This window comes from Candidatus Binataceae bacterium (assembly GCA_035650475.1).
Taxonomy (GTDB): Bacteria; Desulfobacterota; Binatia; order Binatales; family Binataceae; genus JAKAVN01.
The window spans coordinates 49493-74617 of sequence record DASRHP010000013.1 but is presented as its reverse complement, the minus strand read 5'-3'; the positions used below and the strand labels follow the sequence as shown (position 1 = coordinate 74617).

General features: G+C 67.1%; 21 protein-coding genes. 11 read left to right on the top strand and 10 right to left on the bottom strand.

Annotation, left to right across the window (positions count from 1 at the left end; genetic code table 11):
• Positions 1-158: 158 nt before the first annotated feature.
• Both VFB33_16885 and VFB33_16880 read right to left on the bottom strand, forming a co-directional pair.
• Positions 159-1142: a transporter gene (locus tag VFB33_16885; GenBank protein HZO83372.1), complete on the bottom strand. Its 984-nt coding sequence runs from the start codon at positions 1140-1142 to the stop codon at positions 159-161.
• 108 nt (positions 1143-1250) lie between these two features.
• On the bottom strand, positions 1251-1598 hold the full coding sequence (locus VFB33_16880; GenBank protein ID HZO83371.1) for a hypothetical protein: 348 nt from the start codon (positions 1596-1598) through the stop codon (positions 1251-1253).
• A gap of 154 nt (positions 1599-1752) precedes the next feature.
• Here VFB33_16880 and VFB33_16875 point away from each other — a divergent pair, with 154 nt between their 5' ends.
• Positions 1753-1962: a hypothetical protein gene (locus VFB33_16875; protein HZO83370.1), complete on the top strand. Its 210-nt coding sequence runs from the start codon at positions 1753-1755 to the stop codon at positions 1960-1962.
• Positions 1963-1990: 28 nt separating this feature from the next.
• Here VFB33_16875 and pcaB read toward each other — a convergent pair whose 3' ends face one another.
• The 3 genes from pcaB to pcaH are packed head-to-tail and all read right to left on the bottom strand — an operon-like array spanning position 1991 to position 4670.
• Positions 1991-3346 (bottom strand): 3-carboxy-cis,cis-muconate cycloisomerase, encoded by a 1356-nt coding sequence (gene pcaB / locus VFB33_16870; protein ID HZO83369.1) that lies wholly within the window; start codon positions 3344-3346, stop codon positions 1991-1993.
• Between the two features lie 36 nt (positions 3347-3382).
• Positions 3383-3964: a protocatechuate 3,4-dioxygenase subunit alpha gene (gene pcaG / locus VFB33_16865; protein ID HZO83368.1), complete on the bottom strand. Its 582-nt coding sequence runs from the start codon at positions 3962-3964 to the stop codon at positions 3383-3385.
• Between the two features lies 1 nt (position 3965).
• Positions 3966-4670 carry a protocatechuate 3,4-dioxygenase subunit beta gene (pcaH, locus tag VFB33_16860; GenBank protein ID HZO83367.1) on the bottom strand — a complete coding sequence of 235 codons (705 nt, stop codon included), beginning with the start codon at positions 4668-4670 and terminating at the stop codon, positions 3966-3968.
• 250 nt (positions 4671-4920) lie between these two features.
• Here pcaH and VFB33_16855 point away from each other — a divergent pair, with 250 nt between their 5' ends.
• Positions 4921-5451 carry a CBS domain-containing protein gene (locus VFB33_16855; protein ID HZO83366.1) on the top strand — a complete coding sequence of 177 codons (531 nt, stop codon included), beginning with the start codon at positions 4921-4923 and terminating at the stop codon, positions 5449-5451.
• 13 nt (positions 5452-5464) lie between these two features.
• Here the strand turns inward: VFB33_16855 and VFB33_16850 are convergent, their stop codons facing one another.
• Complete coding sequence (locus VFB33_16850; GenBank protein HZO83365.1) at positions 5465-7189, bottom strand: thiamine pyrophosphate-requiring protein; 1725 nt, start codon at positions 7187-7189, stop codon at positions 5465-5467.
• Between the two features lie 133 nt (positions 7190-7322).
• Here VFB33_16850 and VFB33_16845 point away from each other — a divergent pair, with 133 nt between their 5' ends.
• Positions 7323-8633, top strand: a complete 1311-nt coding sequence (locus tag VFB33_16845; protein HZO83364.1) for a hypothetical protein — start codon at positions 7323-7325, stop codon at positions 8631-8633.
• Between the two features lie 487 nt (positions 8634-9120).
• The gene (locus VFB33_16840) at positions 9121-9849 is read left to right on the top strand and encodes a hypothetical protein (GenBank protein HZO83363.1); all 729 of its coding nucleotides are present in this window, start codon (positions 9121-9123) and stop codon (positions 9847-9849) included.
• On the opposite strand, the gene VFB33_16835 is transcribed toward VFB33_16840, so the two are convergent.
• Complete coding sequence (locus VFB33_16835) at positions 9846-10889, bottom strand: LLM class F420-dependent oxidoreductase (protein HZO83362.1); 1044 nt, start codon at positions 10887-10889, stop codon at positions 9846-9848. The genes VFB33_16840 and VFB33_16835 overlap by 4 nt on opposite strands.
• Before the next feature lie 520 nt (positions 10890-11409).
• Here VFB33_16835 and kdpF point away from each other — a divergent pair.
• The 7 genes from kdpF to VFB33_16800 are packed head-to-tail and all read left to right on the top strand — an operon-like array spanning position 11410 to position 20240.
• On the top strand, positions 11410-11502 hold the full coding sequence (kdpF, locus tag VFB33_16830; GenBank protein ID HZO83361.1) for a K(+)-transporting ATPase subunit F: 93 nt from the start codon (positions 11410-11412) through the stop codon (positions 11500-11502).
• Between the two features lie 23 nt (positions 11503-11525).
• Positions 11526-13250, top strand: a complete 1725-nt coding sequence (gene kdpA, locus VFB33_16825) for a potassium-transporting ATPase subunit KdpA (protein ID HZO83360.1) — start codon at positions 11526-11528, stop codon at positions 13248-13250.
• Between the two features lie 46 nt (positions 13251-13296).
• A complete protein-coding gene (gene kdpB, locus VFB33_16820) occupies positions 13297-15339 on the top strand; it encodes a potassium-transporting ATPase subunit KdpB (GenBank protein HZO83359.1) in 2043 nt (680 codons plus the stop codon).
• Positions 15340-15350: 11 nt separating this feature from the next.
• Complete coding sequence (gene kdpC, locus VFB33_16815) at positions 15351-15935, top strand: K(+)-transporting ATPase subunit C (protein ID HZO83358.1); 585 nt, start codon at positions 15351-15353, stop codon at positions 15933-15935.
• A 29-nt stretch (positions 15936-15964) separates the two neighbouring features.
• Complete coding sequence (locus tag VFB33_16810; GenBank protein HZO83357.1) at positions 15965-17119, top strand: universal stress protein; 1155 nt, start codon at positions 15965-15967, stop codon at positions 17117-17119.
• Positions 17116-18909 (top strand): ATP-binding protein, encoded by a 1794-nt coding sequence (locus VFB33_16805; GenBank protein HZO83356.1) that lies wholly within the window; start codon positions 17116-17118, stop codon positions 18907-18909. Before VFB33_16810 ends, VFB33_16805 begins: the two co-directional genes overlap by 4 nt.
• Positions 18910-18911: 2 nt before the next feature.
• Entirely contained in the window at positions 18912-20240 is a 1329-nt protein-coding gene (locus VFB33_16800; protein ID HZO83355.1) for a sigma-54 dependent transcriptional regulator, read from the top strand.
• Between the two features lie 44 nt (positions 20241-20284).
• Here VFB33_16800 and VFB33_16795 read toward each other — a convergent pair whose 3' ends face one another.
• The 3 genes from VFB33_16795 to VFB33_16785 form a co-directional block, all read right to left on the bottom strand.
• Complete coding sequence (locus VFB33_16795) at positions 20285-21367, bottom strand: LLM class flavin-dependent oxidoreductase (protein ID HZO83354.1); 1083 nt, start codon at positions 21365-21367, stop codon at positions 20285-20287.
• 118 nt (positions 21368-21485) lie between these two features.
• Complete coding sequence (locus VFB33_16790) at positions 21486-22079, bottom strand: DsbA family protein (GenBank protein HZO83353.1); 594 nt, start codon at positions 22077-22079, stop codon at positions 21486-21488.
• A 16-nt stretch (positions 22080-22095) separates the two neighbouring features.
• Positions 22096-24963: an FAD-linked oxidase C-terminal domain-containing protein gene (locus tag VFB33_16785; GenBank protein ID HZO83352.1), complete on the bottom strand. Its 2868-nt coding sequence runs from the start codon at positions 24961-24963 to the stop codon at positions 22096-22098.
• Positions 24964-25125 lie beyond the last annotated feature (162 nt).

Genomic DNA, 25125 nt, shown 5'->3' with positions numbered 1-25125 from the left:
GAAGTGGTGGAAACCGGCGGCAAACCTCAGCGAATTCACGCAAAAGCTGTTCCGACAGCAAAACCTGACCGCCTACGCCGCATGCGACAGCGGACGACGCCAAATCGTGTCAGACCTGAGACGGCTGCCTCCCGTAGCCCTCGTGCCTGAGGGATTAATCAGAAGCGAAACGCCGCGTTGAACCATAGCTCGTTACCGGTCGAGCGATTCTCCGCCGCAAACTCGACATCGTACTTGAGCGAAAAGTTGATCGGCAGCTCGGCGCTCCGGAGCGTTTTTCCCACCAGCGGGCCCAGCGCCAGCACCCGGCCGCGAAACGGGCCGAATAAGGCTCCGCTGCCCGAATCGCCGGTGGTCTGCTGAAAGGCATACCCGGCCATCCCCAGCACCCAGTCGCCCGGAAGGTGCTGGGCCAGCACGAAGTCGGCATGGAACTCCTGTCCGCTGAGGTAGTGGGTCGAAGAATTTTCGGTGTTGACCGTGTAGCCGACGAACAACGAGGCGTGACGGCCGGTCCGCTCATCCAGCCAGGTCAGCCCGACGTCGGGCTCGAAGGCCCAGCGATTGAGTCCGATGTCGATGATCCGTTGGCGGTCGTAGCTGCCGGTGGGCGCGTAAAACATCAACGAGGTAGAAAGATGGAACTGGCCGAAGTTCCATCCCAGCAGGCACGGCCCGAAGATGAAGTCGCCCGGCCCCGCCAAAGTCGAGGTCTGGCGCGGCCCTCTGACTCCACGCGGCCCCACCCGCAGGCTCTGCTCGGAGAGCCGAAACAACGGAATCACGCCGACGCCCCAATACGAACCGAGCACGGAGAATTTCGTCACGTACGCAATGAAGACTGCGTTGGTGTAGCTGACCGTGTGGCTGCGCGCCTCGATTCGCCCGTCCGACGTGATCGCGCGCTCGTTTGCGTCCTGAAACATGAAGAAGTTTTTGACCATCAGCGTTCCGGGAGGGGCCAGATAGCCCGAGTAGAGGTCCATCAGGCCGGGGCGATAGGTGCTGATCCCGAATTCGGAGGCCGACGCGGTTCTGACGCTCGCCGCGATGGCGAGCAGCGCGAAAATAATGGCGCCCAGCGCGCCACGGGCGCATGAGCCAAGAGTGCGCGTCGCGTAGGGAGGCTCAATGCGCGCCAATGCGCAGCACGGCAGAAACCGAATATCCCGCGCGCGGCGCCGCCCTGCCCGCATACGATCCACGCCGGCGCAAAACGCAACTTCGATGCCGCGTCAGACGATGGTGAATCAGAAACAGGAGAAGCGATTGATGCCGATCGTATGGCAGGTGACCGGGCCGCTGGCCGGCGCAATCGCACGATGCTGCGGCAGAAGCATCGTGGTCGAGGGCGGAAGCGAAGCCTGCTCGCCCACCGGCTCATGCATCTGCGCCTGCTGCAAATACTGCGTGGCGCGCGCGCTGTCGCCGCGCTCGTTCGCCGCCAGCGCCTGCTTGCGATATTGCTGCGCCAGGACAAAGTTGCGCCGCGCGGTGGCAGCCCGCGCGGCGGCAGTCTCGCCGCATCCAGCCGCCGTCGCAAGCAGGAGCAGCGAAAGAATCGCAGCGCGCGTTCGAGGTCCCATGTCCATGGCCATGCGGGCTTTTCCACCCTACCCCATCATACGCACGGCCACGATGTTCTGCCCAACGCTCAGAGCTCCGCCTGACGCACGGGAACAGACGCCGGCTATGATGCACGTTTCTGCGCGGGATGGAGCTGCCCGCTGACGGCGCTTGAGAACTACCCGCGTGAGCGCGCCGGCGAAGCCTTATGCCGGCGACTTCATCGGCCGATGGCTGGATCGGCTAATCTACTGCGACGCGCCGGCATGGATGTTGACTATCGCCTACCTCGCCTTCGGCGCATTGGTGCTCGCCACGCTATTGCTGATACCGCCGCGGATGCCGGGATTTCTTTGGCGAGCGGAAAGCGGCGGGCAGGTGAGCCCGCCCCGCTAAAGAGCACGCCGCAATGCGGGCGCCTGATTTACGCAAGGCGCGCGATGCGGGCGACCACGCGATCGACGAACACCCCGGCCGAGCCGAGGTAGCCGGCGGGATCCATCAGACGATCGATCTGTTCGGCGCCCAGATGCTTGCGTACTTCGGGGTCGTCGCGCAGGACTTCGCTGAGCGAACGGCCCTCGCCAAGCGCGCGCTCGGAGGCGCGTTGGAGCACATGATGCGCCGCCGCGCGCCCCATCGCGGGCGTCAGCCCCGCCGCGACCGCCTCGGCCATGATCAGTCCGGCGCTCAGCCCAAGGTTGCGGCGCATCCGCTCGGTATCGACGCTCATCCCCTCGGCGATCGCGCGCCCGTGCGCAAGCGCGCCCGATGTGAGTACGAAGCACTGCGGCAACGCGAGCGCTTCGCTCTGCCACGGGCCGGTCGCGCGCTCGTGGTCCTGCGCCATCGCCGACATCATCACGCCGACCTGCGCGTGCACCTCGCGCGCGGCGGCGAGGATATACTCGGCGGCGACCGGATTGCGTTTTTGCGGCATCGTGCTCGACCCGCCGCGCCCGGGCTCGTGCGGCTCGAAGACCTCGGCGACTTCGGATTGCATCAGGAGCGCGACGTCGAGTGCGAACTTCGCGAGGCTGCCGCAGATAAGCCCGAGTAGCGCCGCCGCCTCGGCTGTCGTGTCGCGCGCAACATGCCATGGGAGATCGGGAACGCCGAGTCCGAGCTCGTCCGCGAGCGCCTGGGCGACCGCCGCGCCGCGCGCCCCGAGCGTCGCCAACGTGCCGGCGGCGCCGCCGAACTGCACGACCAGTACGCGGCGGGCCGCCTGGTCGAGCCGCTCGAGGTGGGCGGCGAGCGGCGCCGCCCATACCGCGCACTTGTAGCCGAAGCTTATCGGTACCGCATGCTGAAGATGAGTGCGCCCGGCGATCGGCGTGTCGCGGTAGCGCGCGGCGCGCTCGGCCAGCGCACGCGCCAGCGCAACGAGGTCGCGGCGCACGTATTCGAAGCCTCGCCGCATCTGGAGCACCAGCGCAGTATCGACGATGTCCTGGGTGGTCGCGCCAAGATGGATATGGCGTGCGGCGTCGCCGCCCGTGATGCGGCCCAGCTCGGCGACCAGCGCGGCGACCGGCTGCCCCGCCTTGCGCACGTCCTCGGCGATCGCCCCGGGGTGGAGGTTCTCGAAACGCGCGGCCCTGGCGACCGCGTCAGCGGCGGCTTGTGGAACCAGGCCAAGCTTCGCCTCGGCGCGGGCGAGCGCCGCCTCGACGTCGAGCATCAGCTGAAAGCGCGCGGGATCGGAGAACAGCGCGCGCATCTCTGGCGTCCCCCAGAGCGCGCCGAAGATCTCTGAATCGGCGGGATTGATGCTCATCGCTGCCGGCCGGGGTTCATCAGAGCCACCGCCCGCCTACACGTCCAGGAAGACGGTCTCGTCCGCGCCCTGCAACACGATGTCGAAATTGAGCACCTGCGGGGCGCTGCCGCCGCCTGCGGCCGCGCGGCGCGCGACGAGCGTTGCCCGGCGCCCGGCGGGCACCGCGTTGAGCACGGGGTCGCTGGCGTTGAGCGGCTCGTCGGGAAAGTAGATTCGGGTGACCAGATGGCGCAGCAGGCCGCGCGCGAAGACGATGACGTTGATATGCGGCGCCTGGAGCGCGCCGCCGCGCCCGGGCAGCGCGCCCGGCTTGATGGTCGTGAAACGGAAGCGGCCCTCGGTGTCGGTCGCCGTGCGGCCGAAGCCGTGGAAGTTGGGATCGCGCAGCTTCTCCTGCCGGTCCTCGGGATGGTCGTAACGGCCGTCGGCGTTGGCCTGCCAGATCTCGAGCATCGCGTCGCTGACCGGCGCGCCCTCGCCGTCGAGCACGCGCCCTTCGATGACCACACGCTCGCCCTTGGCGCCGCGCGCGGCAAGGTCGTTCCCTCCTTCGCGCACGAGCGCGCGATGGAAGAACGGGCCAACGGTCTGCGACGGTGTCAGCGCCCGGCCCATCTCAGTCCTCCATCGGCGTCGCGTGGCGCCCGCGCAACACGAAATCGAAGCGATAGCCGAGCGCCCGCCCGGGCTCGGTAGCCTCGATATCGAAGGCCGCCACGAGCCGCTCGCGCGCGGCGGAGTCGGGGATGCTGTTGAAGATCGGATCGAGTCTGAGCAGCGGATCGCCGGGAAAGTACATCTGCGTGACGAGCCGCGTCGCGAGGCCGGGGCCAAAGAGGCTGAAGTGGATATGGTTCGGACGCCACGCGTTGTAGTGGTTCTTCCACGGGTAGGCGCCGGGCTTGATCGTTATGAAGCGATAGACGCCGTCGGGGTCGGTCGCCACGCGGCCGACGCCGGTGAAGTGCGGGTCGAGCGGCGCGTCGTGCTGGTCGACCTCGTGCAGGTAGCGGCCGGCCGCGTTGGCCTGCCAGATCTCGATCAGCAGGTTGGGCTGCGGGCGGCCGTCTTCGTCGAGCACGCGGCCAGTGACGATAATCCGCTCGCCGAGCGCCTCACCGCCGGCGAAGTGCGTCAGATCGGCATCGCCCGGGCGCACCAGCTCGGCGCCCAGCGCCGGGCCAGTTATCTCGGAGAGGGTATGCGCGATCCGGATCGGCGCCTGCCTGGGGGCGCGCTTGCGCGTGCTTTCGTACGCGGCGTGGTCATAAGGCGGATGGACGCCCTGTGCAGGCCGTCGGTAGCCGGGAAGATCGTTCATGGCGTTTGCTCCCGCGCCGCGGCGTCTTGCTGACCGACGACCATAAGGTGTGTGCGCGACGCCCCCGGCGCGGCCATGTTACGGCGCTACCACGGAAAAATCGGCGGTGTCAAACCGGGGAAACCGCGACGCCAGCGATGCGCGGATTGTGCGCTCCAGGAGGTCCTGGCCGGCGAGGAAAAGCGCTTTGCGTTGCCTCGCCGCGGGCATAAGGTGGTTTACATTCGTCCCAAAGGGGGGGCGCCTCAACATGCCGCGCAATGACGACGAAGTTACGGATTTGATCTCTGACGAGGAATGCCCCGGGCCCGCCGACCTCGAATCCGCCCTCGTCCTCGAAACGCTCAGCGACGTGACCACCCAACAGCCGCTGGTGGTGACTTTCAACTCCTCGCTGGCCGAAACGATCGCGGCGATGCAGGACGAGATGCGCAGCTGCGCGCTGGTGGTCGAGTTCGGCCGCCTGGTCGGGATCTTCACCGAGCGCGACGTCCTGCTGCGCGTCGCCGGCCATCCGATTGATCTCGAGCGGACCGCGGTGAGCGAATACATGACGCGCGACCCGGTCACGCTGCCCGCCGACTCCAGCGTCGCCTTCGCGCTGAGCCGGATGCTCTCTGAGGGCTTCCGCCACATCCCGCTGGTTGACGAGCACGGGCAGCCGATCGCTGTGGTCTCGATGCGGGAGCTGGTCCAGTACCTCAGCGACTTCTTCAACCGCGACCTGCTGACGCTGCCGCCCAACGGGCGCTCCAACTTCCGCAATCGCGAGGGCGCGTAGCCTGACGCTACGCTCAAAGCGGGCGGCAGGTGACGTTGAGCACGGCCTGGCGCCGCTCGTCGCGCACTGCGCGCAGCGCGCGCTCGAGTGCCGCGGGCAGTTCCTTCGGGTCGCTGACCGCCTCGCCGTGGCCACCGCAGGCCTGGACGAACATCTCGTAGGCCGGGCGCACGCCGAAGCGCACGAACGGCATCTCGGCGGCGCGCATCGCCCATCCTTCCGGATGCACGCTCTCGACCGCTCGCCGCACTGCGCCCCATCCGCCGTTGTTCGCGATGATCGTCAGCGTCGGCAGCCCGTGCGCGGCGGAGGCCAGATGGCACGCGCTCGGCACACTGAAGATGTACGAGCCGTCGCCGACGACGGCGATGACGGTCTTGTCGGGCGCACCCAGCTTCACCCCGAGCGCGGCGCCCACACCCCATCCCAGATAGCCCGCGGTTGAATGGCCGAACTGGGCGCCCGGCGTGTCAAGGGTGAGGTGGCGCAGACTGAGATCGTACTCGTTGATGAAAATCGTGTCGCGGTCGCGCACGCGATCGAGACAGTGTGCGATCCATTCCATCGTGGGCGTCTCGGCCCGCGCGGCGGCCTCGATCTCGGCGCGCCACGCCTCGCGCTGGCGGCGATGCTCGCCGGCGACGCGTTCGGCCCGCCGATCGATAGTGGCGGCGCAGGCTGAGCGCTTCGCGGCGAGCGCCTCGGTGAGCATCGGGACCGCGAGGGCCGAGTCGGCCTGGAGCGCGAGGTCGGCCCGAAAGCCCCAGATCGGATAGCGCGAATAAATCGGGTCCACGCCGATATGAACAACCCTGGCGCGCGGGCCAGGGTTGCGCAGATGGGGAATCCACGGCACGTCGGTGTCGATCACGAGGATCAGATCCGCGTCGTCAAGAAACGGCGCGGGATCGTAACCGAGATGCAGCCGGTGGTTGTTGGGGAAGTTGACGTGCGCGGGATTGGGATGCTCGACCACCGGGAGCGCGAACGACTCAGCGAGCGCAACCAGCGCACCCACCGCCGCCGGATTGCGCCCCAGCGTGCGGGTGACGATGAGCGGGCGCTCGGATTCGGCGATGAAGCGGGCGAGCTGCTCCAGCGCTGCGGGCGCGGGTGCCGGCGGCGCGACAGGCGGCTCGATCCCTTCGGCTGAAAATGTAAACTCGCGATGCGGCTCGGCCAGCACCTCGCGCGGCAGGCTCAAATAGACCGGGCCGCACGGCTCCGCCATCGCGACCGCGAACGCCCGGCGGAGCACCGCTTCGAGCTGCGCGATGCCGCGCAGCTCGTAGTCCCACTTGACGAACTCGCGCACGAGTCCGCCCTGGTCGAAAGCCTCCTGGCCCCAATGAATCAGCGTGTCGCGGCTGCCGGGCTGCCCGCTCTCGGTCAGCGGCGTGCGCCCGGCGCACACCAGCATCGGGACGTTCGCCCGCCGCGCATTCATCAGCCCGCCGAGCGCGTTGGCGGTGCCAGGCGTGGTATGCACCATCACCACCGCCGGCTCGCCGGTCACCAGGTAGTAGCCGTGCGCCATGCTGACCGCACAGCATTCGTGCGCCACCAGCATCGGGTGCGGCGCCGTCTTACCCTCGGCCGCGCGGCGCGCAAGCCCGTCGATGATCGAAGCAAAGTCGGTGCCGGCGTTGCCCAGTAGGTAGCGTGCGCCGAGCGCTTCGAGCATTTCGAGGAAAGCCTGCGCGGTGTTGTCGATCTCGACGGTCTTGTGCCGGCTCATCGTGGTGTCTCGCCTCCCGCTATTTCGATAGCGCGTTGCCGCCCGGAAAGCATCCGCCTGCACAGTGCCCGCTCCATATCTCGTGGCGCCAGCGCCGTATAACGTGGGGAGTGCGGGCTTTCGTCGGATCATGATGCGATTGCTGGCGGCGATGGTCGCGGCGGCCTGCACGGCCGCTGCTTCGACCGTGGCGGGCGCGGCTGGGCACGGCGCGCCGCTCAGCGCTTCGGCGCGATGGCGCGCGGTTGTGATCAGCGGCGCCGCGGTTGCGCAATTTGTGGGCGTCGACGAGAGCCATCTCGAAGTGCTCGCGGTCCACGACGGGCGGCTCGAGCCGATTCCCTTCCAGGTTGATGAGCGCCTAGCCGACGGCGAATACGCGCTGCCCGACGGGCCGCAGCCGGTCGCCGACGACAGCCCGGGGATTCTCGACCGCGACGACGAGATCGCGATGATGCTCTCCGACCTGGGCGACCGCGCCGGGCCGGCGCAGCTGGCAAAGCTGACTCCGGGCGCCTTTCAGATCGAGGCATTCGATTCCCTCACAGGCGTGCGCCGCTATGCGTATATCGCCGCAGCGCCGGTCCCGCGCCTGAGCCCGGTCCGTTATGTTCATTACGACGCCGCCGCGGCTCGCGTTGAGGGCGCCGGCTACCGGATGGTCTTCCGCGGCGACTTCCCGATCGAGTTGGCTCTGAAGGACGCGCGCGGCGAAGCGTCGCCCAGCCTGATCGAAGGCTCCGAGGTTCACGTCTCGGCCAGGGTGCTGATGGTTTTCAAGCTCAGGCTCAGCGGCGAGGGCGTGACCAACCGGGTGCTGGCGTGGCATCTGGGACCGATTCGCCTGATCCGCCGCGTGGCCCATTCGGTCAAGCTGATTTTGGGGATCCAATCGCCCCAAGTCGTCAGCCGCGAATTCTTCTACCGCGACTACGCGCAAGACGCGTTCGTCGCGCGCGTGTTATGGCTGCCGCGCGTGTTCTTCGGCAACGTGCGGGTGCGCACCTGGCTGGACTTCGTCGGGCTCAGGGGTTTCAGTCTGTTCTGGTCGGGCATGAACGGCCAGCCCCTCCGGCTGGACGACCCCGCGGCCAGCGTCGTGGAGGCGATTCAGCGCGATCCGCCGCACGTCAGATGGCTGGCGATGCGCGGCGGCGGTAAAACCATCGTCCAGACGTTTCTGCCGTCGCCCGACCTCGACGTCATCCGGCCGCAACTCTATTATTGCGACGGAACCTCGCCGGCGGCGGCGGCGGCGCAAGGTTGCACCGGCGCGACACTCCAGGTCGGCTACCTGATGACCGGATGGGAGAATCTCGCCGCCGGAACCCATCGGCTCAATTCGCTGCTGCTGGTTCTGCCGGACGACGCCGACCCGTCGCAACTCGCGCGCGAGCTGACCACCGAGCTGGCCGCGCACGCGGAACCGGCGGTGTCCAAATAACCGAACACCGGCTGCATCTTTTGGGGACAGCGCGCCACGACGAGGCGCCGAGTCCGTATAGACCGCGCGCAATTTTGTTGCGCGCACCCGATGCTGTCGCTAGATTAATAGCTCCGCCTGCGAGCTTAGTTCTTCTCCCCTCTTCCACAAGGCTCTGGGCAATGCAGGGCGCCTCGGCGCGCGCGCTATGCATCCAGGTTTTTTGAATTGTCGAAATGGCCCGAATGCGCGATTGCGCCCTCGGCTGAACAGCGCGCGTTGAGCGCAAGGAGTATCCGGTTTAGTGATTGCCAGGAAATCGTCGTTGGCGCCGCTGTTGATTGTGGTCGGATTGTTGGGCGCAGCGCTCACGCTTGGGGCGCTGTCGCCGTCGCCTGGCCACGCAAATATCGATGTCGCGCCGCACCCGGCGCCGGCCGCTGGCTCCGCGAGCGCGTCCACTGAACTCGAATCCTGGCTGATCGCGCGCGGCCTGATGCGGCACGGCATGACCGGTCATCAAGCGGGCTCCGCGGTTCCGACGCCGCCGCCCGGCACCGAGATTGATGAGGCGCGGCAAAGCGTCAGCAGCAGCGGCCAGGAGCTGATGCGAATCAAGTCGTGGAACGAGATCACCGGCGACGACACGGTGCATATCGAAGTTACCTCGCTCCCCGGCAAGCGGTATTCGGTCGGCTTCTGGGCCTTCCCGCTGCATCGGCAGGGGTGCGCGATGTTCGGTTGGACGCTCTACGACAGCGGGCGCGCGCTGAAGAGCACGTTCTGGCGTAACGATCCGGGACTGCATCTGGCCGGCGCCGACGCCCTGCCGCAGGACCTTTATCCCGACGCGATCCCGGCGATGGCGTTCCTGCGCGCGCTCGACGCGCCGCGCAACGGAGGCGCCGGCACGCTACATCAGCAGCTCTCGCCCTACAGCTACGTCGGCCAGGAAGTCTCCGCCACCGGCACCGAACATATCCGGGTGCCGGCCGGGGATTTTTCCGCTCTCAAGGTCACCGCGCAGGCCGACGTCGGCACGCTGATGCCGAACTGGCCGCGCTTCGTGCTGCACGTGATCAAACCGTTCGTGCCGCGCAACACGCTCTACTTCGAGTCCACACCGCCGTACCGGATGCTCCGGCAGCAGGGCACCGCGTTCGTCGGCGGACCCGAAGTCACCACCGAGCTGATCCGCTACTACACCGCGGGCGCGAAGCCGATCGCCGCGCGCTAGGCCGGCGCCAAGCGCTCGGCCGCGCGCAGAATACGCGCGCGACGCTCCTTCGGATCGGGGGCAAACGACTCGAACTCGAGCGCGGTCGTCGTCACGCCGGCCCGGAGGTATTGCTCTAACCGCCGTCGGCAGTTGGCGACGCTGCCGAAGACGTAGATCTCTTCGATCATCCGCTCGGGCAGCGAGGCGAGCGCCGCCTTGCGGTCGCCGGCGTTCCACGCCTCCAACGCGAGCCTGGCCTCGCGTTCGAAGCCGATCTCGCGGAAGAAGGCGTTGTAGGTCGGGACCGTCACGTAGGCGGTCAGATGGCGCCGCAATTCAGCGCGCACCTTCTCCTCGTCGTCATCGACGGCGATCATGATGCGGCAGACGACGTCGAGCGGCGCGGCGGGATCCTTGCCCGCGGCGCGCCGCCCCTCGCGCACGTGCTCGAGCATCGCGGGCAGCGTCGCCGGCGTGACGAAGTTGGTGATTAGCCCGTCGCCGATCTCGCCGGCCAGCCGGAGCATCTTCGCGCCCTGGGCGCCGAGATAGATCGGCGGCGGCGTATCCAGGGTCACGCTGAGGCGGAAGCCGTTGATGTGCACGGTCTTGCCGCTGAAGTTCACCTTGCCGCCGCGGAACGAATCGCGAATCGCGGCGACCGTCTCGCGCAGGCGCGTCAGCGGGTGCTCGAACGGCACGCCCATCCATTGCTCGACGATAGTCCGGCTGGAAATTCCCAGGCCCAGGACGAAACGCCCGCTCGAAAGTTGCTGAACCGTCGCCGCCGACATCGCGATCAGTGCTGGCGGCCGCGTGAAAACCGGCACGATCGCCGTGCCCAGGCGCATCTTCGGCGCGATCATCGCCGCCGCCGCCAGCGGCGCGAAGGCGTCGGTCGCAAACGATTCAAACGACCACACGTCGACATAGCCGCAACGTTCGGCCGTCCGCACGAGTTCCACGAAGTGCTGATTCTGGAACGCCTCAAGTGGCGCCGTGATTCCATGTCGTACCATACGACTGAAAACTCCGACGCGGAGAGTAGCTTTCTGCATTCATGGACGGATTCCGTGCTGCGCTCGCGTCCGTGCCACTGTAGCGGCTCGACTGCACGGCGCGCAACGCATCAGGCGGCTCGCGATCTAACTGGCGTGCCCGACGAGTCCGATAGCGGTCGTCGGGGGCGGAACCGGCGCTTCGGCCCTTGGATGGTTTCGTTCTTTTTGGATTGAAACATGGTTAGTAAGCCACGCTGGCCGGAAACGCTCGGCTCGTTGTGCCCACGCGTTCCCGTGCGCCGCGCCATCCGAACACATTGTTGGTTCCGCCGCCACCCGCGGCTGACGCTCTGACGGCTGGTGAGTCGTTGCTCTTCAAGCGATTGCGAAGTGCAAGGCCTCCCAGTGCAGTCTGCATCCTGAATTACGGAGGGGGTGGAAAATTCCCGCTTCTGAGCCGTGTTGGTTCTGGCACGGCTTCTGCTTTTAAGGCTGACATGCTGGATCTAGTCTTCCTCGCGGCGAGCGTCACCTTCTTCGCGATCAGCGTCGCCTATGTCGAAGGATGCCGCCGGCTATGAGCGGTTGGGAGTTGATCTTGGGTTCGGTGGGCGCAGTCCTTCTGATCGCCTACCTGGTCTGGGCGCTGCTGCACCCCGAGCGCTTCTAGCCGCGCGTGCAAGGCCGCTCATCATGTGGAATGCCGTCCTCCAGGTGGGGATTTTTCTCGCTATCGTCACCGCGGTAAGCGTGCCGCTCGGCCTTTACATGGCGCGCGTGTTCGCCCGCGAGCGGACCTTCCTCGACCCGATGCTGGAGCCGGTCGAACGCCTGATCTATCGGTTGTGCGGCGTACGTCCGGGCGCGGAGATGACTTGGCGGGAGTACGCGATCGCGATGCTGCTGTTCAGCATGGTCGGAATGATCGTGCTCTACGCGATGCAGCGCTTGCAGGCGTTCCTGCCGCTCAACCCGCAGCACTTCGCCGGAGTCGCGCCCGATCTCGCTTTCGACACGGCGGCAAGCTTCACCACCAATACCAACTGGCAGGCCTACGGCGGCGAAACCACGATGAGCTATCTGACGCAGATGGCCGGGCTCGCCTTTCACAATTTTGTCTCCGCCGCGGCCGGCATCGCGGTCGCGATTGCGGTTATCCACGGCTTCGTCCGCTCCGGCGCGAGGACCATCGGCAACTTCTGGGTCGATTTGACTCGCGCGACGCTGTGGGTGCTGCTGCCGATCTCGCTAGTCGGCGCGCTGGCGCTGGTATGGCAGGGGGTGCCGCAGAACTTTAGCCCTTATGTCCATGCAAGGACCGTCGAGGGCGCCGAGCAGGTGATCGCCGAAGGTCCAGTCGCTTCGCAGGAGATCATCAAGGAACTCGGGACCAACGGTGGCGGCTTCTTCAACGCCAACGCCGCCCACCCCTATGAAAACCCTACTCCGCTCAGCGACTTGATTGAGCTGTTGGCGATCTTCGCGATCGGCGCGGCGCTGACGCACACCTTCGGCCAAATGACGGGTGACCGGCGTCAGGGATGGGCGTTGTTCGGCGCGATGGCAATCCTCTTTCTGATGGGCGTGACGCCAGCGATTTGGGCCGAGCAACGGGGCAATCCCGAGTTCGCCAAACTGGGAATCAGCCAGGCCGCCGCGCCCGGCGACAGCGGCGGCAACATGGAGGGCAAGGAGACGCGCTTCGGCATCGTTGACTCGGCGCTGTGGGCGACGGTCACTACCGACAGCTCGTGCGGCGCGGTGAACTCGATGCACGACAGTTTCACCCCGCTCGGCGGACTGGTCCCCCTGGTCAACATGCAGCTCGGCGAGATCATCTTCGGCGGCGTCGGTTCGGGACTTTACGGGATGCTGGTGATGGCGGTGCTCGCGGTGTTCATCGCGGGGCTGATGGTGGGGCGCACGCCGGAGTACCTGGGCAAGAAGATCGAGGGGCGCGAGATGAAGCTCGCTATGCTCTTCATCCTGATCTTTCCCGCGGTGATCTTGATCCTGGCCGGCATCGCCGTGGTGACCAAGCCTGGCCTTGCCGGGATCACAAATCCCGGGCCGCACGGCCTCACGCAGATTCTCTACGCCTACACCGAGGCCTCAGCCAACAACGGCTCGGCCTTCGCCGGGCTCAATGCGAACACCCCCTTCTATAACTCGACGCTTGCGTTCGTGATGCTGTTCGGCCGTTTCATGATGAAGATCCCGGTGCTCGCGCTGGCCGGGTCGCTGGCGGGCAAGAAGGCGGTACCACCGAGCGCCGGGACCTTTCCTACCAATGGCGCGATCTTCGTCGTGCTGCTGGTCGGCGTGGTCCTGATCGTCGCCGCGCTGACGTTCTTCCCGGTCGACGCGCTGGGGCCGATCGTCGAACACCTCGTCATGATGAAGGGCAAGCTCTACTAGGGCCGCGTCGCGCGCACTACCTGTAATGGGCAAGGAGTGAATCGCGATGGCAGAGCGTAAGGCGACGGCGCTGTGGGACCGTCAGATCGTGCGGGGCGCGCTGTTCAACTCGATGCGCAAGTTCGACCCGCGCATCCAGCTACGCAACCCGGTGATGTTTGTGGTCGAGGTCACCGCGGCCGCGGTCACCCTGATCCTGATCCGCGACTTTCTCGAGGGACAGTTCGGGCTCGCCCTCTTCGAGTTTCAAATCGCGCTATGGCTGTGGTTCGCGGTGGGGTTTGCGAACTTTGCCGAAGCGATGGCAGAGGGGCGCGGCAAGGCGCAAGCCGATAACCTGCGCAAGACCCGCACCGAGACCCAGGCCAAGCTGGTCGGGCAGGACGGCGCGGTGCGGATGGTGCCGGCGACCAGGCTCAAACGCGGCGACATAGTGCTGGTCGAGGCGGGCGCCATGATTCCCGGCGACGGCGAAGTGATCGAGGGAATCGCGGCGGTCAACGAGGCGGCGATAACCGGCGAATCGGCGCCGGTGATTCGCGAGAGCGGCGGTGACCGCAGCGCGGTAACCGGCGGCACCACGGTTATCTCGGACCACATCAAGGTGCGCATCACTGCCAACCCCGGCGAGACCTTCCTCGATCGCATGATTAACCTGGTCGAGGGCGCGCAGCGCCAGAAGACGCCCAACGAAATCGCGCTCAGCATCCTGCTCGCCGGCCTGACGATCATCTTCATGCTGGTCTGCGTGAGCCTCTATCCGTTCGCGCGCTACGGCGGAACCTCGCTTTCGCTGCCGGTGCTGGTTGCGCTGCTGGTATGCCTGATTCCCACGACCATTGGCGGCCTGCTCTCGGCAATCGGCATCGCCGGGATGGACCGGCTCGTTCAGCACAACGTGCTCGCGATGTCAGGGCGCGCGGTCGAGGCGGCCGGCGACGTTGACACCCTGCTGCTCGACAAGACCGGCACGATCACGCTCGGCAACCGGATGGCAACCGAGTTCATCCCCGTGCTCGACACCCGAATCGAGGAACTGGCCGACGCCGCGCAATTGGCCTCGCTCGCCGACGAGACGCCGGAGGGCCGCTCGATCATGGTGCTGGCCAAGCGCGAATACAACCTCCGCGGACGCGAACTCGCCGAGCATGAGGCGGAATTCATCCCGTTCTCGGCGCAGACCCGCATGAGCGGGGTGAACCTCAACGGCCGCCGAGTACGCAAGGGCGCAGCCGACCAAGTGGTGAAGTTCGTCAGGGAAAACGGCGGCGCCGCGCCGCCCGAGTTGGCGGGAATCGTCGAGCGCATCGCGCGCGCGGGCGGCACGCCGCTGGTGGTCGCCGACGGCCCGCGCGTGCTCGGCGTGATTCACCTCAAAGACATTATCAAGGAGGGCATCCGCGAGCGTTTCGCCCGCCTGCGCGCGATGGGCATGCGTACGGTGATGATCACCGGCGACAATCCGTTGACCGCCGCCGCCATCGCCTATGAGGCCGGCGTCGACGACTTTCGCGCCGAAGCCACGCCCGAGACCAAGCTCCAGCTCATCCGCGAGGAGCAGGCGCAGGGCAAACTGGTCGCGATGATCGGTGACGGCACCAATGACGCGCCGGCGCTGGCGCAGGCCGACGTCGGGGTCGCGATGAACGCCGGCACCCAGGCCGCGCGCGAGGCCGGCAATATGGTCGACCTCGACTCCAACCCGACCAAAATCATGGAGGTCGTCGAGATCGGCAAGCAGCTTCTGATGACGCGCGGCGCGCTGACCACTTTTTCGATCGCCAACGACGTCGCCAAGTATTTCGCGATCATCCCGGCGATGTTCGTGGTGGAATATCCCGAACTCCAGTCGCTCAACATCATGCACCTGGCAACTCCGCAGAGCGCGATTCTGTCGGCGGTCATCTTCAACGCGCTGATCATCATCGCGCTCATCCCGCTGGCGCTGCGCGGCGTTGCCTACCGCCCGCTCGGCGCGGCGGCGATCCTGACCCGCAACCTCTTCATCTACGGCCTGGGCGGCGTGCTCATCCCGTTCATCGGCATCAAGGCGATTGATTTGCTAGTCGCAGCTCTGCACCTGGCATAAGGAAGCGAGACATGCGCACGCTGCTTTCCGCGATCGCGATGGTGATAGCGCTGACGGTGGTGACCGGCATCATCTATCCGCTCGCGGTCTATGTAATCGCGCAGACTGCCTTCCCCTGGCAGGCCAATGGCAGCCTCATCGTGCGCAGCGGGCAGGTAATCGGCTCAGAGTTGATCGGCCAGAGCTTCACCCAGGCGCGCTACTTCCATCCCCGACCTTCGGATGCCGGCGCCAGGGGCTACGACGCTTCCGACTCGGGCGGCTCCAACCTCGGCCCGACCAACCGCAAGCTCATCGACGACGTCCGGGACGCGCTGCACAAGGTGCTCGAAGAGAACCCGGGCGCCACGCCTCAGCAGGTGCCGACGGGAATGGTTACCGCCTCGGGCAGCGGCCTCGACCCGGAGATTAGCCCAGCCGACGCGCAACTCCAGGTCGCACGCGTCGCTAAAGCGCGCGGCCTGAGCCCTGACGTGGTGGAGGGTCTCGTGCGCGAGCACACCCGCCCGCGATTCGCCGGCGTGTTTGGCGAGCCCGGCGTCAACGTCCTGGACCTGAACCTGGCCCTCGACCACCTCGGTCAGCGACAGCGCTGAGAGACCGAGCGCGGCGTATACTAAGCTGGATGGACGAGGAGCGGCCTGAGCCTGAATCATTTCTCGACCTGGTCGCCCAGTCGCCGAAGGGCAGGCTCAAGATTTATATCGGTGCCGCAGCGGGCGTGGGCAAGACCTGGCGGATGCTGGAGGAAGCGCATCAACTCCGCGAGCACGGCGTCGATGTGGTGCTCGGGCTGATCGAGACCCACGGCCGCGCCGAAACGCTGACCAAGGTTGGAGACCTCGAAGTGATCCCGCGCCGGCGCGTCGAGTATCGCGGCACGACGGTGGAGGAGATGGACCTGGACGCGACTTTGGCGCGCAAGCCTGAGGTCGTGGTGGTCGACGAACTTGCGCACACCAACGTCCCCGGCTCCAAGCACGAGAAACGCTACCAGGACGTCGAGGAACTGCTCGCCGCGGGCATCAACGTAATCACTGCGATGAATATCCAGCACGTCGAGAGTTTGAACCCGCTGATGAAGCGGCTCACCGGGGTCGACGTGCGTGAGACCGTGCCCGACAGCTTTCTAGCCCGCGCCGACCAGGTGGTCAATGTCGACATCACCGCCGAGGCGCTGCGCGAGCGGCTGCGCGAGGGCAAAATCTACCCGCCGCCGCAGGTCGAACAGGCGTTGCGCAGCTTTTTCAAGCCCAGCAACCTGGCCTCGCTGCGCGAGATCGCGCTGCGTGAGGTCGCGCGCGGGCTCTGCCGCCAGCGCGAGGATCGCGAGGCGCTCCAGCGCGAGGGCGGACGCCGCGCCCAGCCGGCCGAGCGGGTGATGGTCGGGCTATCGTCCAATCCGCACGCCGCGCGCGAGCTGCTGCGCAAGGCCTGCCGCATCGCCGGCCAGCTTGGCGCCGACTGGTATGCCGTGCATGTTGAGACTCCGGCCGAGTCGGTCAGCCGCATCAGCACTCGCGACTTCGTGGCCCTGCTTGACAACATCAACCTCGCCAGCGATCTCGGCGCCGAAAGCGTGTGGCTTAAATCGGACAACGTGACGCAGGCGCTGCTGGACTTCGCCCGTACGCACGGGATCACCAAGATCGTGCTCGGCCGCACGCATCAGCCGCTGTGGCGCCGTCTGCTCGGGCGCGACATCACCAAGCGCCTGCTCGAGGAGGCGGTCGACTTCGACGTTGAAGTCGTGGCCATCCAGGCCGGGGAAGAGCGATGAGCGCGCTGCCCTCCCTGCGCTCGCGCATCCGCAATGCCACGCTGCTGATGCTAGCGCTGGTGATGGGCGTCGGAATCTACGCGCTGCCCCGCGTCTACCGCCTCGGCGGCGCGATCCGCGAAACCCTGTACCGCAACTACGTCAGCATCGAAGCGGCCCAGCACATGCACGCCGCGCTGCGCGTGCTCCAGCTCGCCGAGCGCGACGGCCGCGCAGCCGAAGAGCTGGCGCGCCAGCGCCAGACCTTCATGCACTGGATGGAGGTCGAGAACCACGACTACACGGAGATCGGCGAGCCCCAGCTCGCGCATGATATCGAGCAGCGCGCGCGGCGGCTGTTCGGCGAGATTGCAAGCGCGCCGCCGGGGCCGCGGCACGATCGGCAGTTCGAGGAGCTGCACGCGCGCCTAAACGACCTCATCGCGATGAACCAGGCGGCGATGTTCCGCGCCAACAGCCGCGCGACCCGCCTCGGCACTCGGCTGAGCTACGAGTTCGCAATCTGCCTGGCGGTGCTGTTGCTCGCAGGCGCGGCGGTGTCGTGGGGCTTCGGATGGGCTTTGGCGCGGCCGCTGACCGAGCTCGCCGAGCGCCTGCGCGGAGTAAGCCAGCGGCGTACGCAGGTGCGCCTGGGGCCGCAGCCGCTGGCCGAGCTCGACGCGGTGGCGCGCGAATTCAACCAGATGGCCGAGCAGCTCGAGCAGTACGAGAAGCTCAATGTCGAGCGCCTGCTCTTCGAAAAGCGCAAGACCGAAGCGATTATCGAGAGCCTCGAGGATGGCGTGGTGCTGATCGACCCCGAGGGCGTAGTCACCCATATCAACGAGATCGCCTCGCTCATCCTCGACATCGCGCCGCGCGAGGCGCTGGGCAGTCCGTTCGACGATCTGAGCAGCAACTCGCCGCATTACCTGCGTGTGCGCGACGCGCTGCGCGGACTCAGGCGCGCAGCGCCCGAAGTTCCGCGCACCGAAGTGCAGCTCCACGTGCGCGGGCGCGATCACTCCTACGTGCTCAAGCCGATCGCGCTGCGCCGGGACGACACCGATGGCGTTTTCGGCACGCTGCTCATCCTCCAGGACGTAACCTACCTGCGCGACCAGGACCGCGCGCGCTCCAACCTGATCGAGACGCTCTCGCACGAGCTGCGCACACCGCTGACTTCGCTCACGCTCTCCGCGCAATTGCTGCAGCGTGATGAGGTCTCGCTCGAGCCGCGCCAGCGCGAACTGCTGCGCACCATCCTCGAGGAGTGCGCGCGGATGAAGCAGCTCACCGACAACCTGCTTGGCCTTGCCCGCGGCGAATTGGGCTCGATCTCGCTCGCCCGTAAGCGCCTGGACCTGGCGCGCATCACCGACGAAGTCATCGGCCGCTTCGCCCTCCAGCTCGAAGACAAGCACGTGCGGCTCGATAAGCATGTCGAGGCGGTGCCGCAGGTCACCGGCGACCCGGTCAAGCTGTCGTGGTTGGTCTCCAACCTGATCGGCAACGCGCTGCGCTACACGCCCGCCGGTGGACGGATCGAGGTCGCGACCAGCTCGGCTGACGACACCGTGCGCCTTGAGGTCGCCGACTCCGGCCCCGGCATCGCGCCCGAGCTGCGCGACTACATCTTCGAACGCTTCGCGCAGTACGGCGCCGACGGCGAGAAGAAAGGCTCGGCCGGGCTCGGGCTGGCGATCGTCAAAGACATCGTGATGGCGCACAGCGGAAGAATTTTCGTGACCGGCAACACGCCCCACGGCAGCCGCTTCGTCGTTCAGCTGCCCGCAACGCGGGAGGCATGACGGTGCGGCTGCTTATAGTCGACGACGAGCGCAATATCCGCTCGAGCCTGGCGGCCTTCTTTGAAGTGCTCGGCCACGAGGTGCACACCGCCGCCAGCGGGCGCGAGGCGAGCACGTTGGCCGAGGAAAACGGCTTTGACCTCGTGCTGACCGACTACCGGATGGCGGAGATCAACGGGCTCGAGCTGCTCGCCGACTTCAAGCGCCGCCGCCCGGAAACCGTCGTCATTCTGATGACCGCCTACGCGACGGTGGAGAACGCGGTGGCCGCGATGAAGGCGGGCGCGTACGACTATGTCACCAAGCCATTCTCGCTCGATCAGATCCAGCCCATCGTCGAACGCGCGCTCCAGATGCAGCGCCTCCAAGCCGAGAACCGCGCGCTGCGCAACGCGATCGACGAGGCGCCGATGCTCGAGTCGCGCAGCCCGGCGATGGTGCGGCTGCTCGAGATAGCGCGTCAGGCCGCCGCCAGCGACGCCACCATCTTGCTCGCCGGCGAGAGCGGCACCGGCAAGAACGTGCTCGCCCGCCAAATCCATCAATGGAGCCCGCGCCACGAGCGCCCCTTCGTCGTGGTCAATTGCACGACGCTTTCCGAGGAGCTGCTCGAGAGCGAGCTGTTCGGCCACGTGCGCGGCGCGTTTACCGGCGCGATCAAGGACAAACCCGGACGGCTGGAAGCGGCCGACGGCGGCACCGTGTTCCTCGACGAGATCGCCGATCTCTCGGGCGCGCTCCAGACCAAGTTTCTGCGCTTCGTGCAGGAACAGAGCTTCGAGCGGGTCGGCGGCGACCGCACCATCCGCGTTGACATTCGGATTATCGCCGCCTCCAACCGCGACCTTGACGCCGAGGTCGCCGCGCGCCGCTTCCGCGAGGATCTGTTCTACCGCCTCAACGTGATCTCGCTGGCAGTACCGCCGCTGCGCGAGCGCCGCGAGGATATCCTGCCGCTGGCCGAATGGCTGCTTGCGGCGGCAAGCGTGCGCAACCGCCGTCCGCCGATATGCCTGGCGCCGGAAGCGGCGGCGGCGATTCAGGCTTACCGATGGCCGGGCAACGTGCGCGAGTTGCGCAACGCGCTCGAGCGCGCCGCCGTGCTGAGCCGCAGCGAAGCGATTACACTCAACGACCTGCCCGATTCGCTCTTCCGCGAGCGGACTGCGGAGACTGCCGAGATTGGCCAAACGGCAAGCCTCGACGAAGTCGAGCGAAAGCACATCGCGCGCGTCCTCGCGCAGAGCGCGACGCTCGAGGAAGCCGCGGCCACGCTCGGCATCAACGTCACCACGCTCTGGCGCCGGCGCAAACGCTATGGCATCGAGTAAGCGCGCACGGGCCGCTCGCGCACGGCACCTGCTATCAGCTTCGGCTACCTGAAGGCCGGCATCACCATCTCGGCGACGTCGCGGAAGACCTTGCGCTGGTAGTCGGCCGGCGGCAGCAGCGCGACTTCCTTCACTCCCGCCCTCTCCATCGCGCGCAACCGCTCGATAATCTCCTCCGGTGTGCCGACCACGCATACCCCGGCGATCGCCTCGGGCGTGACAAAGCGGCGCTCCTCGGGCTGAAGAAACGTGCAGTGGCCCTCGTGGATCTGGCGAAAGCGCGCGGTCTCGGGCAGGCTAAAGTTCTCGACGCGCCTTACGTAGTCGTCCCACACGTTGGCGAAGAATGGCGGGATCAGTTCGTCCTTCTTGCCGCGCTGCTTCCAGATCTCCCATGCGAAATGGAGCGTGCAGGTAACCTGCGAGCCGGTCTCGTTGACCACGCGCTCATCGCTGAGCTTCTCGCCCGGCCGCAGGACGCACGCGGTGGTCAGGCATGCGGTGTGAAAATCCGGGCCGATCGTGCGGCCGACTTCCTGCGCCCCCGCCCTGACCGCCTCCATCGAGTAGCGGAAATCCTCGGGGTTGCCGCTGACCGTGATCCAGCCGTCGCCGTAGGCGCCGGTCGCACGCAGCGCCTGCGGTCCATTGGCGGCGACGTAGATCGGGATGGGGTTGGAGATGTTGATGAAGTGGCGGTCGAGATGGAGGAACTTTATCTGGCGGGTCTTGCCGGCGTAGGTGTAATCAACCTCCTCGCCGGCGAGCAGCCCGCGCACCACGCGCAGGTATTCGCGGAACTCGCGTGGCGGCATCGGGTCCTGTCCCATCACGCGCATCGCGGTATGGCCGGTGCCGATGCCGAGGAAAACGCGGCCGGGCGCGAGCTGGTTGATGGTCGCGATCGAATGGGCGGTGACCGGCGCGATCCGCGTGCCCGGGATCGCGACGCCGGTGCCGATGCGGATGCGTTTGGTGTTGAACGCCGCCAGCGCCATCGTCGCATAACAATCCGACCAGATCATCTGCGAGTCGGGCACCCAGGCGTTGTCGTAGCCGAGCTCCTCGGCATAGCGGATGAGATCCCACTTGTCGATGTGGGTGTCGAACATGATTCCGAATTTCATCGTCGTCTCTCCCTGATGGTTGCGGGCGATACGCCTCGCCCTGCCCTCCCAGCCGCTGCCTGGTGTACACGTTTTGGCCGAATGAGCATAGCCTGCGCGGGCTCGGGAGCCCGCTGGGCTAGCGCGCGAGGCCGGCCTCGCGCAGGCGCTGCTCCAGCAGCGGCAGGCGGTCGTGACCCCAGAACGGCTCGCCGCCGAAGAGGAAAATCGGCACGCCGAAGATGTGATCCTCGGCGGCCTCGGCCTGGGCGCGTTCGAGCGCGCGCATCCCCTCGCCGCCCAGGTACGCGCGATACTCGTCAGCGGACATCTTGAGATCCGCGATCATCGCCGCCACCACCTCGGGCTGGTCGATCTCAAGCGCGCGCCGGAAGAACAGCTCATAGACCCTGCGGCTGTAGTCGAGCAGGCGGCCCTTGGATTCGGCGAACAGTCCGCCGACCAGCGCCGGCGTCGAGTCGTAAACCTTCTGCGGCGCGCGGATGATGATCCCGCGCGGTTTCGCCCACCGCCGCGCGTCGAGGTAAGAGTACTTGGCCTTGTAGTCGGAATAGACGCTGCGCTGGCCGCGGTCTTTGATCCGGAGCTGGAACGGAATCCATCGGACACGCACCCAAAAGCGTTGCTCGAGGGCGAAGGCCGGGTCGAAGGCGAGATAGGCGTACGGACTCTTGTAGTCCGAGTACATCTTCACTTCTCTGGGTTCGTTCACGAGGACCTCCGTCGAATCAGGCCTTGAGGTTGAGCAGTTGCGCCAGATGGAGCGGCTGGCGGCCGGGGCAGAGATGGCGGATCTGCTGGCGGCAGGCGAAGCCGTCGGCGACCACCAGCGTATCGGGCGCGCTCGCGCGCACCGCCGGCAGCAGCACGCGCTCGCCGATCACGCGCGAGAGCTCGAAGCGCTCGGCGCCGTAGCCGAACGCGCCCGCCATCCCGCAACATCCGGCGTCGAGCTCCTGCGCACCCAGCCCCCCGACGCGGCCGAGGATGGCCATCTCGGACCGCATGCCGGCAAGAGACTTCTGATGGCAATGGCCGTGAACGAGCGCACGGCGGGCGAGCGCGGGCGGGACATAACTGGGCGCCTCGCGCACGAGGAACTCATCGAGCAGCATCGCGCGCTTGGCCAGCGCCGCGGCGCGCGCGTCGGCCGGGAAAAGGCTCGGCAACTCGTCGCGGAAGGTGAGGATGCAGCTCGGTTCGAGCCCGACCACCGCCGCGCCGCGCTCGACGTAAGGCGCGAGCGTCTTCATCACCTGCTCGAGCCGCCAGCGCGCCCGCGCGAACATCCCAGCGTCGTACAGCGGGCGCCCGCAGCACAAATCGCGCGGCGGCACGACCACGGTGAAGCCGGCGCGCTCGAGGACCTCCACGGCCGCGATAGCTACGTCGGGTTCGAAGAAGTTGTTGAAGGTGTCGGCGAACAGTACGACCTCGGGCGCAGCCGATCCGTCGCGTCGCCCGCGCGCCGCGAACCATGAACGAAAGCTCTGCGCCGCGAAGCGCGGAAGTTCACGCTCGGGATGAATTTTTAGCAGCGCCCGCACGATCTCGCCGAGCGCCGGCGCATGCCCAAGCGCGTTAGCCAGCGCGGGGATGGCAGCGCCGGCGCGGGCGACCTCGTGGATACGCGCGAAGAATCGCACAGCGAGCGGGCGACGGTTGCGGGCGTAGTAGCGGGCGAAGAATTCGGCCTTGTAGGCGGCAATATCGACCGCCGCCGGGCATTCGCTCTTGCACCCTTTACACGAGAGGCAAAGTTCAAGCGCTTCTTTAATCGCCCTGTCCCCCGCCCTGCCTTCAAGCAGCCTGCCGCCGCTCAGCGCCTCCCACAGCAGATGGGCCCGCCCGCGCGTCGAGTGCATCTCCTCGCGCGTCGCCATGTACGACGGGCACATCGTGCCGGCGTCGGTCTTGCGGCATTTACCGATCCCGACACACTTGAGCGCGGCCCCCGCCAGACCACCCTCGGCGATGAAGTCGAAATGGGTCTCCACCGGCGCCGGACGGTAGCCCGGAGTCACGCGCAGATGAGAATCCAGCGGATGCGGATTCACAATCACGCCCGGGTTCATCCGGAAGTCGGGATCGAAGGCGCGCTTGAAGTCGGCGAACGCCTCGATCAGGCGCGGCCCGAACATCTTTGGCAGCAACTCGGAGCGCGCAAGGCCGTCGCCGTGCTCGCCCGACATCGAGCCGCCGAACTCGGCGACCAAATCGCCGATCTCAAGCATCGTGGCGCGGAAGGTCTGGACGCCCTTAGGCGTGGTGAAATCGAAATTGACCCGGCAATGGACGCATCCCTCGCCAAAATGGCCGTAGTAAGTCGCGGCGGCGAGCCCGTGGCCGTCGAGCAGGCGCACGAAGCGGCGCAGGTAATCGCCGAGGCGCGCCGGCGGCACCGCGGTGTCCTCGGCGCCCGGCCAGGTCCGCGGATGGCCGGGAATGAGGGCGCCGGCGCCGAGCCCGGACTCGCGCAGGCCCCATACGGCACGCTGCGCGCCGCCGTCGTAGAGGGGCGCGACGCCCGCGCAGGCGCGCACGCGCCGCGCGTCGGCCACCAGTCGCTCGGCGGCGGCGCGCGCCTCGTCGTCTCCATCGGCGCCAAGCTCGACGATCAGGAATGCACGCCCGTCGGGTAGAAACCGCGCGGCGTCGAGCCCCTTGCTGCGCGCGAAGTCTGGCAGACGATGGTCAAAACCCTCCAATGCCTGCGGGCGATGCTCCAGGATCCACGGCACCTGGTCCGCTGCGAGATAGACATCGTCAAAGCCGAGCACCACCAGCGCGAGGCTGCGCGGGCGCGGGACCAGCTTGAGCGTCGCGGCGAGCGTTACCGCCAGCGTCCCTTCCGAGCCGACGATCGCGCGCGCCAGATTGTGGCCGCGCTCGGGCAGCAGCTCATCGAGGTTGTAGCCGGAGACGCGACGCGGAATTTTCGGATAGCGGCGGCGAATCTCCTCGGCGTGACGTTCGACCAGCGCGCGCATCGAGGTTCGCAACTCGCCCTCGCGACCGCCGCCCGCCGACGCGCGCGCGACGTCGCCCTCGTCCGCAGCACCCAGATGGAGCCGTGTGCCGTCGTACAGCACAACATCGAGCGCCTCTACGTTGTCCACCGTCTTGCCATAGGCGGCGGAATGCGCGCCGCACGAGTTGTTGCCTACCATCCCGCCGATAGTGCATCGGTTCTTCGTCGCGGGGTCGGGCGCAAAAAACAGCCCGTGCCGGGCAAGCGCAGCGTTGAGTTGCGCCTGGACGACGCCCGGCTCGACCGTGGCGACTCGCGAACCGGCGTCGATATGCCGGATTGCGTTCATGTACTTGGAGAAGTCGAGGATGAGCGCCGCGTTGCAGCTCTGGCCTGCGAGCGCGGTGCCGCCCCCGCGGGCGAGCAGCGGGAGCGAATTTTCGCGCGCGAGCCCGAGCGTGCGGATCACGTCGCCCTCGTGGCGCGGGAGCACGACGCTCAGCGGGACCTGGCGATAAACCGAAGCGTCGGTGGCGTAGAGCGCAAGTGTGGCGTTGTCGAAGCGAACCTCGCCATCGACTGAGGCGCGGAGCTGGTTCCAGAATGCGCGGGTTGGGTGGGCCACGACGAGGCGATTTTAGTGGATCGCCGTCGCGCGCCGGTAGTGCCGCGCGCGAGCCACGCGGCCCAGCCGGCATCACACTGGACACCTGCGGCGCCCGGGCGACGGAGGCGGCGCGCGTTGTGCGTCCGGCGCGCCGGGCGCAAAACGGCGCGGCCGCGAGCG

Coding starts and splice junctions, on each gene's coding strand:
- VFB33_16880 (HZO83371.1), bottom strand. CDS start 1,598: ATGGCCATGGACATGGGACCTCGAACGCGCGCTGCGATTCTTTCGCTG.
- pcaB (HZO83369.1), bottom strand. CDS start 3,346: ATGAGCATCAATCCCGCCGATTCAGAGATCTTCGGCGCGCTCTGGGGG.
- pcaG (HZO83368.1), bottom strand. CDS start 3,964: ATGGGCCGGGCGCTGACACCGTCGCAGACCGTTGGCCCGTTCTTCCAT.
- pcaH (HZO83367.1), bottom strand. CDS start 4,670: ATGAACGATCTTCCCGGCTACCGACGGCCTGCACAGGGCGTCCATCCG.
- VFB33_16855 (HZO83366.1), top strand. CDS start 4,921: ATGCCGCGCAATGACGACGAAGTTACGGATTTGATCTCTGACGAGGAA.
- VFB33_16850 (HZO83365.1), bottom strand. CDS start 7,189: ATGAGCCGGCACAAGACCGTCGAGATCGACAACACCGCGCAGGCTTTC.
- VFB33_16845 (HZO83364.1), top strand. CDS start 7,323: ATGCGATTGCTGGCGGCGATGGTCGCGGCGGCCTGCACGGCCGCTGCT.
- VFB33_16840 (HZO83363.1), top strand. CDS start 9,121: ATGACCGGTCATCAAGCGGGCTCCGCGGTTCCGACGCCGCCGCCCGGC.
- VFB33_16835 (HZO83362.1), bottom strand. CDS start 10,889: ATGCAGAAAGCTACTCTCCGCGTCGGAGTTTTCAGTCGTATGGTACGA.
- kdpF (HZO83361.1), top strand. CDS start 11,410: ATGAGCGGTTGGGAGTTGATCTTGGGTTCGGTGGGCGCAGTCCTTCTG.
- kdpA (HZO83360.1), top strand. CDS start 11,526: ATGTGGAATGCCGTCCTCCAGGTGGGGATTTTTCTCGCTATCGTCACC.
- kdpB (HZO83359.1), top strand. CDS start 13,297: ATGGCAGAGCGTAAGGCGACGGCGCTGTGGGACCGTCAGATCGTGCGG.
- kdpC (HZO83358.1), top strand. CDS start 15,351: ATGCGCACGCTGCTTTCCGCGATCGCGATGGTGATAGCGCTGACGGTG.
- VFB33_16810 (HZO83357.1), top strand. CDS start 15,965: ATGGACGAGGAGCGGCCTGAGCCTGAATCATTTCTCGACCTGGTCGCC.
- VFB33_16805 (HZO83356.1), top strand. CDS start 17,116: ATGAGCGCGCTGCCCTCCCTGCGCTCGCGCATCCGCAATGCCACGCTG.
- VFB33_16795 (HZO83354.1), bottom strand. CDS start 21,367: ATGAAATTCGGAATCATGTTCGACACCCACATCGACAAGTGGGATCTC.